Source organism: Paraburkholderia sejongensis (assembly GCF_020880815.1).
Taxonomy (GTDB): Bacteria; Pseudomonadota; Gammaproteobacteria; order Burkholderiales; family Burkholderiaceae; genus Paraburkholderia; species Paraburkholderia sejongensis.
Window position 1 is genome coordinate 401,148 of record NZ_JAJITD010000002.1, and the last position, 15,627, is coordinate 416,774.

The 15,627-nt window shown below is 65.2% G+C and carries 12 protein-coding genes; 4 read left to right on the plus strand and 8 right to left on the minus strand.

The window, feature by feature from the left end; translation table 11 throughout:
* Positions 1–54 precede the first annotated feature (54 nt).
* From LJ656_RS05310 to LJ656_RS05320, 3 genes are all read right to left on the minus strand, one after another.
* Positions 55–468, minus strand: a complete 414-nt coding sequence (locus LJ656_RS05310) for a gamma-butyrobetaine hydroxylase family protein (RefSeq protein ID WP_230508222.1) — start codon at positions 466–468, stop codon at positions 55–57.
* A gap of 85 nt (positions 469–553) precedes the next feature.
* Positions 554–982, minus strand: coding sequence for an HIT family protein (locus tag LJ656_RS05315; RefSeq protein WP_230508223.1), 429 nt, complete (start codon positions 980–982; stop codon positions 554–556).
* Positions 983–1,016: 34 nt separating this feature from the next.
* Positions 1,017–5,111: a DUF3683 domain-containing protein gene (locus LJ656_RS05320; RefSeq protein WP_230508224.1), complete on the minus strand. Its 4,095-nt coding sequence runs from the start codon at positions 5,109–5,111 to the stop codon at positions 1,017–1,019.
* A gap of 527 nt (positions 5,112–5,638) precedes the next feature.
* Between LJ656_RS05320 and ilvA the strand changes: the two genes are divergently transcribed.
* From ilvA to queF, 3 genes are read left to right on the plus strand one after another with little or no spacing between them, the layout of a single operon-like run.
* Positions 5,639–7,204, plus strand: coding sequence for a threonine ammonia-lyase, biosynthetic (gene ilvA, locus LJ656_RS05325; RefSeq protein WP_329958819.1), 1,566 nt, complete (start codon positions 5,639–5,641; stop codon positions 7,202–7,204).
* Between the two features lie 25 nt (positions 7,205–7,229).
* Positions 7,230–8,132 (plus strand): 5'-nucleotidase, encoded by a 903-nt coding sequence (locus LJ656_RS05330; RefSeq protein ID WP_230508226.1) that lies wholly within the window; start codon positions 7,230–7,232, stop codon positions 8,130–8,132.
* The gene (gene queF, locus LJ656_RS05335; RefSeq protein WP_230508227.1) at positions 8,129–8,953 is read left to right on the plus strand and encodes an NADPH-dependent 7-cyano-7-deazaguanine reductase QueF; all 825 of its coding nucleotides are present in this window, start codon (positions 8,129–8,131) and stop codon (positions 8,951–8,953) included. The genes LJ656_RS05330 and queF overlap by 4 nt, the downstream gene beginning before the upstream one ends.
* 105 nt (positions 8,954–9,058) lie before the next feature.
* Here the strand turns inward: queF and LJ656_RS05340 are convergent, their stop codons facing one another.
* The 3 genes from LJ656_RS05340 to LJ656_RS05350 form a co-directional block, all read right to left on the minus strand.
* Positions 9,059–9,445 carry a RidA family protein gene (locus LJ656_RS05340; protein ID WP_008923846.1) on the minus strand — a complete coding sequence of 129 codons (387 nt, stop codon included), beginning with the start codon at positions 9,443–9,445 and terminating at the stop codon, positions 9,059–9,061.
* A 78-nt stretch (positions 9,446–9,523) separates the two neighbouring features.
* On the minus strand, positions 9,524–11,005 hold the full coding sequence (locus LJ656_RS05345; RefSeq protein WP_230508228.1) for an N-acyl-D-amino-acid deacylase family protein: 1,482 nt from the start codon (positions 11,003–11,005) through the stop codon (positions 9,524–9,526).
* 3 nt (positions 11,006–11,008) lie between these two features.
* On the minus strand, positions 11,009–11,899 hold the full coding sequence (locus LJ656_RS05350) for a MurR/RpiR family transcriptional regulator (protein ID WP_230508229.1): 891 nt from the start codon (positions 11,897–11,899) through the stop codon (positions 11,009–11,011).
* A gap of 154 nt (positions 11,900–12,053) precedes the next feature.
* On the opposite strand from LJ656_RS05350, the gene LJ656_RS05355 reads away from it, so the two are divergent.
* Positions 12,054–13,331: an amino acid deaminase gene (locus LJ656_RS05355; protein WP_230508230.1), complete on the plus strand. Its 1,278-nt coding sequence runs from the start codon at positions 12,054–12,056 to the stop codon at positions 13,329–13,331.
* Between the two features lie 100 nt (positions 13,332–13,431).
* Here the strand turns inward: LJ656_RS05355 and LJ656_RS05360 are convergent, their stop codons facing one another.
* Both LJ656_RS05360 and LJ656_RS05365 read right to left on the minus strand, forming a co-directional pair.
* Positions 13,432–13,929 carry a MarR family winged helix-turn-helix transcriptional regulator gene (locus tag LJ656_RS05360; protein WP_230508231.1) on the minus strand — a complete coding sequence of 166 codons (498 nt, stop codon included), beginning with the start codon at positions 13,927–13,929 and terminating at the stop codon, positions 13,432–13,434.
* 30 nt (positions 13,930–13,959) lie between these two features.
* The gene (locus LJ656_RS05365; protein WP_230508232.1) at positions 13,960–15,555 is read right to left on the minus strand and encodes an MFS transporter; all 1,596 of its coding nucleotides are present in this window, start codon (positions 15,553–15,555) and stop codon (positions 13,960–13,962) included.
* Positions 15,556–15,627 lie beyond the last annotated feature (72 nt).

The following is a 15,627-nucleotide window of genomic DNA, read 5'->3' on the forward strand; positions in this document are numbered from 1 at the left end:
CGTGTTCTTTCTTGAATGTTGCGCCGCTCGCGCGGCGTGAGGGGGCGAATCGTATCAGTGACAGTGGCCGTGCGCCGCCGCGGCGGGCGCCATCGGCGTATCGCGGTCGAGGCCGGCCGCCGCCAGCTTCGCAAGATATGCGCGCCACAGCTCGTCCTGGCGCACCGCCATGTCGTGCAGCAGGTCCCACGAATAGATGCCGGTCGAATGGCCGTCGGAGAACGTCGGCTGCAGCGCGTAATTGCCGACGCCTTCGATCATCGTGATCGTCACCTCGCGCTTGCCGGTCTGCAGCGTTTCCTGGCCGGGCCCGTGGCCCTGCACTTCCGCCGACGGCGAATACACGCGCAGCAGTTCGAACGGCACGCGATACGCTTCGCCGTTTGCGTACTGCAATTCGAGCACACGCGACTTCGAATGCACGACCACGCCGGTCGGCACCGGCGTCTCGGGGGTCAATCCGCTCATGTTGGCCTCTAATAGATAACGGCGCTCGCCGGGCTCACCGCGCCATCAGCGGCGAACCCGGCGAACTGCCCCGGCGCAGGGACGTTCAGCCCAGCGCCTGTTCGATTTCCTGCCGCACCGCCTCGCGCAGCAGCGTGGCTTGCGCACGGCGCGCCGACAGCATCGCTTCGGACACCGTGCGCTGGCGCGGCGCCCAGATCGGCAGGGGGAAATGCGCGTCGTTCGAATAACGCGGAATCACGTGCCAGTGCACATGCGGCACCTGGTTGCCAAGGCTCGCCAGGTTGACCTTCGCCGGTTGCATCACGCGCCGCAGAGCGCGCTCGACCGCGTACACCGCGTGCATCACGCGATCGCGCTCGCCACCGGAAAGATCCGAAAACTCCGCGACATGCGCATTCCAGATGACCCGGCAAAAGCCCGGGTAATCGGGTTCGTCGGCGAGGACGACCCGCAGCGAGTCGTCCTGCCACAGCACATCGCCGCCGTCTTCACGGCAAAAAACGCAGTCCATCGTCGTCCTCAGCAAAGAATCGTCGGTCGTGCCATTAAACCAGCACGCGCTCGATTCCGCCATTGTTCGCCCGTTGAACGTAGTCCGCCATCCAGTTCTCGCCGAGCACGTGACGTGCCATCTCGACCACGATGTAATCCGCCTCGGTGCCGGCGTCCTCGTTGTAGCGCGACAGCCCTTGCAGGCACGACGGGCAGCTGGTCAGGATCTTCACGTCGGTCGCCCCGTTCGGCTGCGGACCGTCGCCGGCCTTCAGCACCGAACCGTTCGGCGCGCCGGCGGCGCCCGCCGATGCATTGGCGGGATTGATCGCATTCGCGCCCGCTTCGGCGACCAGCGGAATACCGCGCAGCTTCGCGGCACCCTTGCGGATTTCCTCTTCCTTGCGGAAGCGCACCTGGGTCGACACGTCCGGACGCGTCACCGCGAGCGTGCCCGATTCGCCGCAGCAGCGATCGTTCTTCTCGATCTTGTAACCGTCGTTCTCCGAGCCCATCAACTGATTGACCAGCTTGACCGGGTCAATCGTCTTGATCGGCGAGTGGCACGGGTCGTGGTACATGTAGCGCACGCCGTTCACGCCGTCGAGCTTGATGCCTTTCTCGAGCAGGTACTCGTGAATGTCGACGATCCGGCAGCCCGGGAAAATCTTCTCGAATTCATAACCGGCGAGCTGGTCGTAGCAGGTCCCGCACGACACCACCACCGTCTTGATGTCCAGATAGTTCAGCGTATTCGCGACGCGGTGGAACAGCACGCGGTTATCGGTGACGATCTGCTCGGCCTTGTCGAACTGGCCCGAGCCGCGCTGCGGATAACCGCAGCACAGGTAGCCAGGCGGCAACACCGTCTGCACGCCCGCCTCCCACAGCATCGCCTGAGTCGCCAGACCGACCTGCGAGAACAGCCGCTCGGAGCCGCAGCCCGGGAAGTAGAACACCGCTTCGGTATCCGAAGTGGTGGTCTTCGGATTGCGAATGATCGGGACGATCTTGTTGTCCTCGATGTCGAGCAGCGCGCGCGCGGTCTTCTTCGGCAAATTGCCCGGCATCTTCTTGTTCATGAAGTGGATCACCTGCTGGGTGATCGCCGGCTTGCCGACCGTTGCCGGCGGATGCGCGGTCTGCTTCTTCGCGAACTTCTTCAGCACCTCGTTGCCGAGCCGCTGCGCCTTGTAACCGACGCCCATCATCGCGGTGCGCGCGAGATTGATGGTCTGCGGATTGGTCGCGTTCAGGAAGAACATGCCGGCCGCGTTGCCCGGATTGAACTTCTTCTTGCCCATCTTGCGCAGCAGGTTGCGCATGTTCATCGTCACGTCGCCGAAGTCGATCTTCACCGGGCACGGCGTCACGCACTTGTGGCAGACCGTGCAGTGATCGGCGACATCGTTGAATTCGTCCCAGTGCTTGATCGACACGCCGCGGCGGGTCTGCTCCTCGTACAGGAACGCCTCGACCAGCAGCGAGGTGGCGAGAATCTTGTTGCGCGGGCTGTACAGCAGGTTCGCGCGCGGCACGTGGGTCGCGCACACCGGCTTGCACTTGCCGCAGCGCAGGCAGTCCTTGATCGACTCGGAAATCGCGCCGATGTCGGACTGCTGCATGATCAGCGATTCGTAGCCCATCAGCCCGAAGCTCGGCGTGTACGCGTTGCGCAGGTCCGCGCCTTCGAGCAGCTTGCCCGCGTTGAAGCGGCCGTGCGGATCGACGCGCTGCTTGTACGCGCGGAATTCGCCGATTTCGTCGTCGGTCAGGAATTCGAGCTTCGTAATGCCGATGCCGTGTTCGCCGGAGATCACGCCGTCGAGCGAACGCGCGAGCTTCATGATGCGCGCGACCGCGACGTGCGCGTCCTGCAGCATCTCGTAGTTGTCGGAGTTGACGGGCAGGTTCGTGTGCACGTTGCCGTCGCCGGCGTGCATATGCAGCGCGACGAACACGCGGCCGCGCAGCACCCGCTTGTGGATCGCCTGGGCTTCGTCGAGGATCGGCTTGAATTCACCGCCGTTGAAAATCTGCCGCAGTTCGGCGCGGATTTCCTGCTTCCACGACACGCGGATCGTGCGGTCCTGCGCGAGATGGAAGACGGTCGCGTCCGGCTGTGCATCGACGCGGTCGGCGAACTTCTCGGCGAACGCTTCGTAGCCGAGACCAACGAGGTAGTGCTGCGCCTCGCGCAGCGACAGATCGAGCTTGTCGCGCACGAACTCCCAGCGGGTGCGCACCCGCGCGAGCAGATCGAGCGCCTGTTGCACACGGTCTTCGAGCAGTTCGGCGCTGGGGATTTCGTTCGCGTCGTCGGACTTGCCGAGCGGCAGCTTGCCGGCCTTGAAGAATGCTTCGAGCGCGTCGACCAGTTGCAGCTTGTTCTTCAGCGACAGCTCGATATTGATGCGCTCGATCCCGTCGGTGTACTCGCCCATCCGGTCGAGCGGAATCACCACGTCTTCGTTGATCTTGAACGCGTTGGTGTGCTTGGCGATCGCGGCGGTGCGGCTGCGGTCGAGCCAGAAGCGCTTGCGCGCCTCGGCGCTGACCGCGACGAAGCCTTCGCCGCTCTTGCCGTTGGCCATCCGCACGACTTCCGAGGTAGCCTGCGCGACCGCGTCCGCGTCGTCGCCGACGATATCGCCGATCAGCACCATCTTCGGAAACGCGTTGCGCTTGCTCTTGGTCGCATAGCCGACCGCGCGCAGATAGCGCTCGTCGAGGTGTTCGAGACCGGCGAGAATCGCGCCGCCCTGGCGCGACGTTTCGAACAGGTAGTCCTTGATTTCGACGATGCTCGGAATCGCCTCGCGCGCCTGGCCGAAGAACTCGAGGCAGACGGTACGCGTATGCGCGGGCATCTTGTGCAGAATCCAGCGCGCCGACGTAATCAGACCGTCGCAGCCTTCCTTCTGCACGCCCGGCAGGCCGGCGAGGAATTTATCCGTGACGTCCTTGCCGAGGCCTTCCTTGCGGAACACACGCCCCTTGATGTCGAGCGCTTCGCTGCGCAGCAGCTTCTCGCCCGGCGCATAGTTGCCGTCGAACCACTTCAGCTCGAAACGCGCGACTTCGATGTCGTGAATCTTGCCCAGGTTGTGATCGAGACGCGTGACTTCGAGCCAGTTCCCTTCCGGGTCGACCATCCGCCACCATGCGAGGTTGTCCAGCGCGGTGCCCCACAGCACTGCCTTCTTGCCGCCCGCGTTCATCGCGACGTTGCCGCCGACGCAGGACGCATCGAGCGAAGTCGGGTCGACCGCGAACACGAAGCCGGCCTGCTCGGCCGCCTCGGTCACGCGCCGCGTCACGACGCCCGCGCCGGAGAAGATCGTCGCAACCTTGCGATCGACGCCCGGCAGCTCGGTCATCTCGACCGGGCCGAGCTGTTCGAGCTTCTCGGTGTTGATCACGGCCGAGAACGGCGTCAGCGGCACCGCGCCGCCCGTGTAGCCCGTGCCGCCGCCGCGCGGAATCACGGTCAGGCCGAGCTCGAAGCAGGCCTTGATCATGCCGGCGATCTCCTGCTCGGAGTCGGGCGTCAGCACGACGAACGGATATTCGACGCGCCAGTCGGTCGCGTCGGTCACATGCGCGACCCGCGACAGCCCGTCGAACTTGATGTTGTCTTTTTGCGTGACCTTGCCGAGCACGCGGGTCGCGCGGCGGCGCAGGTCGTAGGTCTGCTGGAATTCCTTGCCGAATTCTTCGACGGCGCGGCGCGCGGCCTGCACGAGCTTCTCGACCCGGGCGGCGCGCTCGATGCCGGCTTCGTCGCCGTGTTCGCTCAGATCGGCGCGGCGGCGCTTCTCGATTTCCGCGAGGCGGTGATGGAGCGCCTCGATCAGCATCGCGCGGCGCTTCGGATTGTCGAGCAGATCGTCCTGCAGATATGGGTTGCGGCGCACTACCCAGATATCGCCGAGCACTTCGTACAACATCCGCGCCGAGCGGCCGGTGCGGCGTTCGGCGCGCAGTTCGGCGAGCGCGTCCCAGGCGTCGTTGCCCAGCAGGCGGATGACGATTTCGCGATCGGAGAACGACGTGTAGTTATAGGGAATTTCGCGCAGGCGCGCTTCGGGATCGGCGGCCACCGCAGCGGCGGCGCCGTGCGGATCGAAAACTTGAGGTGCGTTCATGTTTGGACGACTCGGTAGGTCAGCCGGGCGCTCTCATCGCGAGGCGTCGGCCGACAATGCGCGTGGGGCGCAATGCTTGAAATCTTCTAGGGCTTGCAAGGAAGCGAGCACGGCCGGCGGTCTACCCACGCCGGTCGCTTCGCGGCACTCAGAGGCAGCTACACGATCGTGCATGACGGACATGACGCTCCGCCGCGGGACACGATTCGCGCGGGACGGGCATCAAGTGGGCGCTCCGGGGCTGCCAGTGCATCTTCCGATCCTTATTCCAAAACGAAATTCTACCGCATGATGCCGCCGGGCGTTGCGGGCGGAAATCGGGCAGCGGCGGGGGTTCGGGCGTTTTCGGGACGAATCGGGGGGCGCGCCGGGCGGTAGATCGAGCCGGTTTTGGCTCGCGATTGGCTGACCGCCCGGACGGTTGACATGGCTGCGCCAGCATACGCGACGGTGCCCCGCCGCAATGGGCTCGCCGACGCTAGCGAGGAACACGCGGAAAGGCCGGCGCGAACACCGTTGGCGCTATCATTGGCGCTTTCCCGTCTCACACAGCGCCCCGCGCCACCCGTATGGCCTCCCACGACTACCTGAAAAAGACCCTGACCGCCCGCGTCTACGACGTCGCGCGCGAGACCGAACTCGAACGCGCGCCGAATCTGTCCGCGCGGCTGCATAACCCGGTGTATCTGAAGCGCGAGGACAACCAGCCGGTGTTCTCGTTCAAGCTGCGCGGCGCGTACAACAAGATGGCGCATATTCCGGCCGATGCGCTCGCGCGCGGCGTGATCACCGCATCGGCGGGCAATCATGCGCAGGGTGTCGCGTTGTCGGCGGCGCGGATGGGCGTGAAGGCGATCATCGTCGTGCCGGTGACGACGCCCCAGGTGAAGGTCGATGCGATCCGCACGCATGGCGGCCCGACCGTCGAGGTCGTGCAGCACGGCGAGTCGTATAGCGATGCGTACACGAACGCGGTCAAGTTGCAGGAAGAGCGCGGGCTGACCTTCGTGCACCCGTTCGACGATCCGTATGTGATCGCCGGTCAGGGCACGGTCGCGATGGAAATCCTCAGTCAGCATCAGGGGCCGATTCACGCGATCTTCGTGCCGATCGGCGGCGGCGGACTGGCGGCCGGCGTGGCCGCGTACGTGAAGTCCGTGCGTCCGGAGATCAAGGTGATCGGCGTGCAGACCGACGATTCGTGCGCGATGGCCGCATCGCTGAAAGCCGGCGAGCGCGTGACGCTGAACGAAGTGGGCCTGTTCTCCGACGGCACGGCAGTAAAGCTGGTCGGCGAGGAAACCTTCCGCCTGTGCAGCGAATACCTCGACGACGTGCTGCTCGTGAATACCGATGCTCTGTGCGCGGCAATCAAGGACGTGTTCCAGGACACCCGCAGCGTGCTCGAACCGGCGGGTTCTTTGGCCGTGGCCGGTCTGAAGCAGTACGCGGAGCGCGAGGGCATCGAGAACCAGACGTTGATCGCGATCACGTCGGGCGCGAACATGAACTTCGACCGGATGCGTTTCGTCGCCGAACGCGCGGAAGTCGGCGAAGCACGCGAAGCGGTCTTCGCAGTGACGATCCCGGAAGAGCGCGGCAGCTTCAAACGCTTCTGCGAACTGGTCGGCACGCGCAGTGTGACCGAGTTCAACTACCGGATCGCCGATGCCAATTGCGCACACATCTTCGTCGGCGTGCAGATCCGCAATCGCAGCGAGTCCGCGCAGATTGCCGGCGCGTTCGAAGCGCACGGCTTCCCGACCGTCGATCTGACCTTCGACGAACTGTCGAAGCAGCACATCCGCTACATGGTCGGCGGCCGCTCGCCACTCGCGCACGACGAGCGTCTGTTCCGCTTCGAGTTTCCGGAACGGCCGGGCGCGTTGATGAAGTTCCTGTCGTCGATGGCGCCGAACTGGAATATCAGCCTGTTCCACTACCGCAACCAGGGCGCGGATTACAGCTCGATTCTGGTCGGTATTCAGGTGCCCGAAAGCGAGAACGCGCAGTTCGACCGCTTCCTCGCGACGCTCGGTTATCCGAACTGGGAAGAGACCAAAAATCCGGTCTACCGGTTGTTTCTTGGCTGATTTATTCGGACACCGGAACGTATCGATGCCGATATCACTCGCCGACAAACTGGTCGTCGCGATCTCGTCGCGCGCGCTGTTCGACTTCGAAGAGGAGAACCGCGTGTACGAGGCCGGCGACCTGCGCGCGTACGAGGCGCTGCAACGCGAGCGCCTGCACGTGCCCGCCAAGCCGGGCGTCGCGTTTCCGCTGATCCGCAAGCTGCTCGCGCTGAACACCGGCGGCCATCGCGTTGAAGTGGTGATCCTGTCGCGCAGCGATCCGATCAGCGGTCTGCGCGCGTTTCATTCGTGCCGCGAACACGGCCTCGCGGTCGAGCGCGGCGTGTTCACGCGCGGCCGCCCGCCGTTCGGTTATCTGAAGCCGCTCAATGCGTCGTTGTTTCTGTCCGCGAATCAGCAGGACGTGCGCGATGCGCTTGCCGCCGGTTTTCCGGCCGCGCGCGTATTGCCGGAATCGGCGAAAATGGCGGGCAAGTACCCGGACGAAATCCGCATTGCGTTCGACGGCGACGCGGTATTGTTTTCCGACGAAGCGGAGCGGATCTTCCAGAACGACGGCCTGCGTGCATTCGTCAGTCACGAGATCGACAACAAGCACCTGCCGCTCGCGGACGGCCCGCTCAAGCCGCTGCTCGAAGCGCTGCATCGTCTGCAGAAACTCGCGGACAGCGCCGCGCAAATGCGGATTCGCACGGCTCTCGTTACCGCCCGCTCGGCGCCCGCGCATGAGCGCGCGATCCGCACCCTGATGGCCTGGAACATCGAAATCGACGAAGCGATGTTCCTCGGCGGCCTCGACAAAAGCGCGTTCCTGCGCGAGTTCGAGCCGGACTTTTTCTTCGACGACCAGCTTGGCCACTGCGAATCGGCCCGCGTCGTAACGGCGACCGGGCACGTGCTGAGTGGCATCGTGAATGCATCATGACACCCGAACAATCCCCGCTGGGTAAGTCCTCGACTTACACCGAACAATATGACCCGACGCTGCTGTTCCCGATCGCCCGCAGCAACGCGCGCGAGGCGATCGGCATCGGCGCGCGCCTGCCGTTTTTCGGCACCGACATCTGGAACGCGTACGAACTGTCGTGGCTGAACACGCGCGGCAAGCCGCAGATCGCGGTCGCGACCTTCTTCGTGCCGGCCGATTCGCCGAACATCGTCGAGTCGAAGTCGTTCAAGCTGTATCTCGGCTCGTTCGCGCAAACCGCGTTCGAGTCGGTCGAAAATGTGCGCGACACGATCAAGCGCGACGTGTCCGCGTCGTGCGGCGCGACCGTGTCGGTGCATCTGGCCACCCCGCATGAATTCGCCAAACTGAAGATGGAAGAATTCGACGGTCTGTCGCTCGACCGGCTCGAACTCGATGCGCACATCTATCAGCCGGACGCGTCGCTGCTGAGCGCCGCGCACGACGAAGCGCCGGTCGAGGAAACGCTGTTCTCGAACCTGCTGAAGTCGAACTGCCCGGTGACCGGCCAGCCCGACTGGGGCAGCGTGCAGATTCATTACGCGGGTCCGCAGATCGATCAGGCGAGCCTGTTGCGCTACATCATCTCGTACCGCAATCACACCGGCTTTCACGAGCAATGCGTCGAGCGGATCTTCGTCGACATCATGAAGATGTGCAAACCGTTGAAGCTCGCGGTGTACGCGCGCTACACGCGGCGCGGCGGGCTCGATATCAATCCGTTCCGCACCAATTACAACTCGCCGATGCCGGACAATCTGCGGCTCGCGCGGCAGTGAGCGAGCGCGGCTGAACCGCGCGTACAGCCGCAAACGCAACAGGGGCGCCGGGGACCATCATGGTCCCCGGCGCCCCTGCCGTTTTCTGCGTCTCAGCTAAGCCGCTCAGGCCGCCGGCTTCTTATACGCGACGCAGTCCACCTCGACCTTGCAGTCGATCACCATCGACGATACGACGCACGCGCGCGCCGGCGGGTTTTCGCCGAAGTACTCGCGAAACACCTTGTTGAACGACGCGAAGTCGCGCGGATCGTCGAGCCACACGCCGCAGCGCACCACGTGCTCGGCGCCGTAGCCGGCTTCCTTCAGGATCGCGAACACATTCTGGATCGCCTTGTGCGATTGCTCGACGATGCCGCCGTTGATCACTTCGCCGTTTTCCATCGGCGTCTGGCCCGACACGAACAGCCAGCCGTCCGCTTCGACCGCGCGCGCAAAGGGCATCACCTGACCGCCGGTACCCTTGCCGCCTTCCACCCCATATCGCTTCATCGTCACACTCCTTAAAAAGTCGGGCATCCGCGCGGCGCCGTCGCCGCGCGTGCCACCATCAATCGATTCGAGAAAAAATCAGAACGCGTGCGGTGAGTCGGCCTTCGGCACCGCGCCGCGCGCGACGAAACGGCCGGCCCGTTCGCCGGTCACCGCGCCGTCGCGATACGTGAGCACGCCATTCACCCACACCGCATCGATGCCGGCCGCCGCCTGCTGCGGCTTGTCGAAGGTCGCGACGTCGAGCACCTTGGCCGGGTCGAACAGCACCAGATCCGCGTGATAGCCGACGTGCACCTCGCCGCGCTGCGCGAGCCCGAAGCGGCGCGCGGACAGGCTGGTCATCTTGCGGACCGCCTCTTCGAGCGGTAGCAGGCCGGCATCGCGCACGTAATGGCCGAGCACGCGCGGAAACGCACCCCACAGCCGCGGATGCGGCAGCGGATCGTTCGGCAGACCGTCGGAGCCGACCATCGTCGCCGGATGCGACAGGATGCGCCGCACGTCGTCTTCCGACATGTTGTGATAGACCGCGCCCGCCGGTTGCAGGCGCTTGCCGGCCTCCTGTTGCGACACGCCCCACTCGGCCGCGATCTCCTTGATCAGCTTGCCGGCCATTTCCGGATGCGGCTCCGACCACGTAATCGTGATGTCGATGTCGCCGGTCACCTGCTTCAGATCGAGCGTCGACGAACTGCGGTTGTACGGATAGCAGTCGCAGCCGACCGGCTGCGAGCCGCGCGCGCCTTCGAGCGACTTCAGCACCTCGACGCTGCGCCCCCAGTTCGACGGCCCCGCGCACTTCAGATGCGAGATCACGACCGGCACGCGCGCATGGCGGCCGACCTGGTACGCCTCGTCCATCGCGTCGAGAATCGCGTCGAACTCGGTGCGCATATGTGTGGTGTACAGCGCGCCGGCGAGCGCGAGCGGCTCGGCGAGCGCCATCACCTCCTCGGTCGGCGCGGCGAACGCCGAGCCGTACGCGAGCCCCGAACTCAAGCCCAGCGCGCCGTGTTCGAGCGCTTCTTCGAGCTGCACGCGCATGCCGTCGATTTCCTGCGAAGTTGCCGCGCGGTCGAGCCGGTCCATCTGGTTGTTGCGCAGCGCGGTATGGCCGATCAGCGCGCCGACGTTGACCGCCGGGCGCGCGGCGTTGACCGCGTCCACATAGGCGGCGAAGGTCGGATATTGGAACGCGTCGCGCTCGCCGAGCAGGTTCATCGGATCGGGCGGATCGCCCTTCAGCGACACCGGCGACGCGCTGATCCCGCAATTGCCGACGATCACCGTGGTCACGCCCTGAGTGATCTTCGGCAACATCTGCGGCGAGCGGATCACGTGGGTGTCGTCGTGCGTGTGCACGTCGATGAAACCCGGCGCCAGCGCGCGCCCGTCGGCCTCGATCACCTCTTCCGCAAGCCAGTTCGACAGATTGCCGATCGCGACGATGCGCCCGTCGCGGATCGCCACGTCGCGCTCGACCGGCGGCGCGCCGGTGCCGTCGTACAGTTGCGCGCCGACGATCAGCGTATCGGCGGCTTCGGGATGCGAATGCATGGTTCAGTCTCCTAACGGTTGTCGGTCGCCGCCGCCGCGGTGCGCGTCGAGCGCGTGCTTCATGCGGCGCAGCAGTTCACGGCTCTCGTCGCCCTGGCTGACCGCGAGTTCGGTGACGAGTACGTCGAGCGCCATCATCATCGCGTAACGGGACGACGACGGCTTGTAAATGAAATCGGTTTCGAACGCGACGATTGGGATCACCCAGTCGGCCAGCTTCGCGAGCGGCGAGGCCGGCGCGGTCAGCGCAATCACCGTCGCGCCGTAGCTGCGCGCGATCCGGCAGTTTTCGAGCAGTTCGGGCACGCGCCCGGTGGTCGACAGCGCGAGCACCACGCAGTCGCGCGACACCGTGCTCGCGACCATTCGCTGCAACAGGCCGTCCTGATAGGTCGCGACCGGCCGGCCGAGCCGCACGAGCCGGAAACGCATTTCGTCGGCCAAGGCGGTCGAGCCGCCGCCCATGCCGAACACGTAGATCATCCGCGCGGCGCGCAGCGCGGCCGCCGCTTCGGCGAGCGGCGCCTGGCGCAGCAGCTGGTGGTTGTGCGCGAGCGCGGTTTGCAGTTCGTCGAACACGCGAGTGGCGATCGGCTCGGGTGCGTCACTTGCTGCGTCGCGCTCCAGAAACCGCTGGCCGACCGCGGCCGCCTGCGCGAGCCGCAGCTTCAGTTCGCGCACGTCGCGGCAGCCGACCGCCTTCGCGAAACGCGTGACGGTCGCGATGCTGACCCCGGCCTGTTGCGCGAGCGCGCCGATGCTCGCGCGCGACGCGCCGGTGAGGTCGTCCAGAATCAGCGCGGCGACCTTGCGCTCGGCCGAACGCAACTCGGGCGCGCATTCGGCGATGCGCGCGACGATGTCGAAAGCCAGCGGTTCGGCGCTAGTGTTCATGGCGGGCGGCGGGTTGGCGAACTGGCTTCAGCGGCCCGATGCAAGCCGCGCGAAAGACGTGGTACTAAATAACATTCGTGCGAACATCGTACTTTCGGTAACATGATAAAGTCAAATCCCGATTCAATTTAACCGCACGATGGAGCACGGAGACATGAAAGTTACAAACTATCAGGGCGCGACGATTGATCCTTATAGCAAGGGCTTGGGCATGGTTCCGGGCACCAGCATCCAGCTCACGGATGCCGCGCGCCTCGAATGGAATCTGCTCGACGAAGACGTGAGCCTGCCGGCCGCGGTGCTGTACGCGGATCGCGTCGAGCACAACCTGAAGTGGATGCAGGCGTTCGTCGCCGAATACGGCGTGAAGCTCGCGCCGCACGGCAAGACCACGATGGCGCCGCAACTGTTTCGCCGCCAGCTCGAAACCGGCGCGTGGGGCATCACGCTCGCGACCGCGCACCAGGTGCGCGCCGCCTATCACGGCGGGGTGTCGCGCATCCTGATGGCGAACCAGCTGGTCGGCCGCCGCAACATGATGATGATCGCCGAATTGCTCAGTGATCCCGACTTCGAATTTTTCTGCCTCGTCGATTCGGCTGAGGGCGTCGAGCAACTCGGCAAGTTCTTCACGTCGGTGAAAAAGCCGTTGCAGGTGCTGCTCGAACTGGGCGTGCCGGGCGGCCGCACCGGTGTGCGCGACGACGCGCAGCGCAACGCGGTGCTCGACGCGATCGCCCGCTATCCGGATGTAATCAGGCTCGCGGGCGTCGAGGTGTATGAAGGTGTGCTGAAAGAAGAAGCCGAGGTGCGCGCGTTCCTGCAAGGCGCGGTCGCGATTACCCGCGAACTGGTCGAACAAGGCCGCTTCGCGCGCACGCCGGCCGTGCTGTCGGGCGCGGGCTCCGCGTGGTACGACGTGGTCGCCGAAGAATTCGCGCAGGCCACCCAAAGCGGCAAGGTCGAGGTCGTGCTGCGCCCCGGCTGCTATCTGACCCACGACGTCGGCATCTATCGCAAGGCGCAGACCGACATCTTCAAGCGCAATCCGGTCGCGAAGAAAATGGGCGAGGGACTGCTGCCGGCGCTGCAATTGTGGGCATACGTGCAGTCGATTCCGGAGCCCGATCGCGCGATCATCGGCCTCGGCAAACGCGACTCCGCATTCGACGCGGGGATGCCGGAGCCGGCCCGCCACTACCGGCCGGGCACCGACGCGCCGCGCGACGTCGCCGCGAGCGAGGGCTGGGAAATCTTCGGTCTGATGGATCAGCACGCCTATCTGCGGATTCCCGCCAGCGCCGATCTGAAAGTGGGCGACATGATCGCGTTCGACATCTCGCACCCGTGCCTGACCTTCGACAAATGGAAGCAGGTGCTGGTCGTCGATCCGCAGTATCGCGTGAAGGAAGTGATCGAAACGTTCTTCTGAGCGGAGCGCGCCGCCGCGCGCCTTGCAAATAAAAAAAGGCTGTGGACCTTCAGTCCACAGCCTTTTTATCGCCCTGCGCGGCGCGCGAACGATGCGTGTGTTACGCGACTTCGTCGCCGGCGCCCGCCTGCGCGGCATTGGCAGCGGCGCCCGCGGCCGTCGAGGCGGCGTTCGCCATCACCTCGCCGATTCGCGCCTCCAGCATCTTCAGCGCGCCCGACAGCGCGCCGAGCGCCTCGTCCGGCAACGACGCCATCGTGTCGTGCAAGAACGCATTGCGGCGCGGCAGGCTCTCTTCCGTCGCCGCCTGCCCGGCCTCGGTCAGGCGCACATTGGTCACGCGGTTGTCGCGCGTATCCATGCTGCGCGCGATCCAGCCCATCCCTTCGAGCGTCTTCAGTTGCCGCGTGAGCGCGCCCGGATCGACGCGCAAGCGCTCGACCAGCCGCTTCTGAGACGATTCGCCCAGTTCATGCAGCGACAGCAGAATGCGCCAGCGCGGCAACGGATGGCCCACCTGGGCCTCGAATGCCGACATGAACACCCGATACGTGCGACCGAACTGCTGCATGACGGCGACGCGGTCCTGTTCTTCCATGTTTTCCCTGCCAAACACCAAGTCAAAAAATCAGTCCGCGTGAACCACCGGCTCGAGCTTGCGCTGCAGCTTGATCGGCGGCACCCGGCGGCTTTGCCACACCGACACGACCGCGATCAGCGCGGCCATCGCGAGGCCGAGGTGGATCGCGCCGACCAGCGCCTCGCGCGCGCTTTCGAGCAGCATTGCGCCGTTGTGCCCGGCTTGCGCGAGCTGCGTGACGACGCTCGCCTGCGCATCGCGGTTGATCAGGATCTGCGGATCGCCCAGATCGGCGAACCAGTGGGTCGCGCCGGCGCTATCCAGCGCGCCGCGCACGCCGCTGCGGTACATGTGCGTGACCAGCGTGCCGGTCAGCGCGGTGCCAATCATCCCGCCGATCATCCGCAACGATTGCAGCAGCGCGGTCGCGATGCCCAGGTGCTCGCGGCCGGCGCTCTGCTGCGCGAAGATCGTCAGGTTCGGCATCACGAAACCGAGGCCGAGGCCGCCGACCACCATGAACGACATCAGCACCCATTGCTGCATCGAACGGGTCGCGACGACCACGCCGAGACAGGACAACGCGATCATCGAGAAGCCGATGTACAGCATCAGATTCGGATTCTTCACGCGCGACACGACGCGCCCGTTCGCGATGCTGCCGATCGTGATGAACACGACCAGCGGCGTGATCACCAGCCCCGCTTCTTTCGGCGACATCCCGAAGCCGCCCTGGAACAGCAGCGGCGCGTAGAACAGCAGCGAGAACATCGTGAAGCCGCCGAGCACGGCCAGCGTGAACAGCGCGGCGAGACTGCGGTTGCGGAACATATCGAGGGGCAGGATCGCGGTCGGGCAGCGCTTTTCCCACTGCCACAGCGCGATCGCCGAAGCGACGCTGAGCCCGAGCAGTGCCAACGCACTGAGCGTGATCCCATGCTTGGGCAGCAGTTCGACGAACAGTTGCAGCGAGCCGAGCGTGACCGCGATCAGCAGCGCACCGGGCCAGTCGAGCCGCATCTTGCCGGTGTGCGCGACGTGGCGCAGATGCGGCAGGAAGCGCCAGACGAAAAACAGCGACAGCAGGCCGACCGGCAGATTCACGTAGAACACCGAGCGCCAGCCGTAGTACTGGGTCAGAAAACCGCCGAGCGACGGGCCGATCGCGTTGGCGATGCCGAACGCCGAGCTCATCAGCACCTGCCAGCGCAAGCGCACGACCGAGTCGGGAAACAGATCGGGAATGCACGCGAACGCGGTGCCGACCAGCATCCCGCCGCCGATCCCCTGCAGGCCGCGCGCGAGCACGAGGAACATCATGCTGTTGGCCGCGCCGCACAGCACCGACGCGCCGGTGAACACGACGATCGAGGCGATCACGAACGGCTTGCGCCCGTAGTAATCGCCGAGCCGCCCGAAGATCGGCACGGTGATCACCGAGGTCAGCAGATACGAGGTCGCGACCCATGCGTACAGCTCGAAGCCGCGCAGTTCGGACACGATGGTGGGCAGCGCGGTGCCGACCACGGTCTGGTCGAGCGCGACCAGCATCGTGACGAACGAAATGCCGAGCATGGCCAGCAGGGATTCGCGGAACGGTAGAACTTGCCCGCTCGAATGGTGGGCGGCGGTGTGGACAGCCATTTTTGATAGAGCAAAAGTTGACTTGTCAAAGGATGCGGAATCATATCACGGTGCGAGGCTCTAAACCGGACG

Excerpts from the sequence above, each read along its gene's own strand:
- LJ656_RS05310 (WP_230508222.1), bottom strand. The coding sequence starts at position 468 with ATGAGCGGATTGACCCCCGAGACGCCGGTGCCGACCGGCGTGGTCGTG.
- LJ656_RS05360 (WP_230508231.1), bottom strand. The coding sequence starts at position 13,929 with ATGGAAGAACAGGACCGCGTCGCCGTCATGCAGCAGTTCGGTCGCACG.
- LJ656_RS05355 (WP_230508230.1), top strand. The coding sequence starts at position 12,054 with ATGAAAGTTACAAACTATCAGGGCGCGACGATTGATCCTTATAGCAAG.
- queF (WP_230508227.1), top strand. The coding sequence starts at position 8,129 with ATGACACCCGAACAATCCCCGCTGGGTAAGTCCTCGACTTACACCGAA.
- LJ656_RS05320 (WP_230508224.1), bottom strand. The coding sequence starts at position 5,111 with ATGAACGCACCTCAAGTTTTCGATCCGCACGGCGCCGCCGCTGCGGTG.
- LJ656_RS05315 (WP_230508223.1), bottom strand. The coding sequence starts at position 982 with ATGGACTGCGTTTTTTGCCGTGAAGACGGCGGCGATGTGCTGTGGCAG.
- LJ656_RS05345 (WP_230508228.1), bottom strand. The coding sequence starts at position 11,005 with ATGCATTCGCATCCCGAAGCCGCCGATACGCTGATCGTCGGCGCGCAA.
- LJ656_RS05350 (WP_230508229.1), bottom strand. The coding sequence starts at position 11,899 with ATGAACACTAGCGCCGAACCGCTGGCTTTCGACATCGTCGCGCGCATC.
- LJ656_RS05365 (WP_230508232.1), bottom strand. The coding sequence starts at position 15,555 with ATGGCTGTCCACACCGCCGCCCACCATTCGAGCGGGCAAGTTCTACCG.
- LJ656_RS05340 (WP_008923846.1), bottom strand. The coding sequence starts at position 9,445 with ATGAAGCGATATGGGGTGGAAGGCGGCAAGGGTACCGGCGGTCAGGTG.
- LJ656_RS05330 (WP_230508226.1), top strand. The coding sequence starts at position 7,230 with ATGCCGATATCACTCGCCGACAAACTGGTCGTCGCGATCTCGTCGCGC.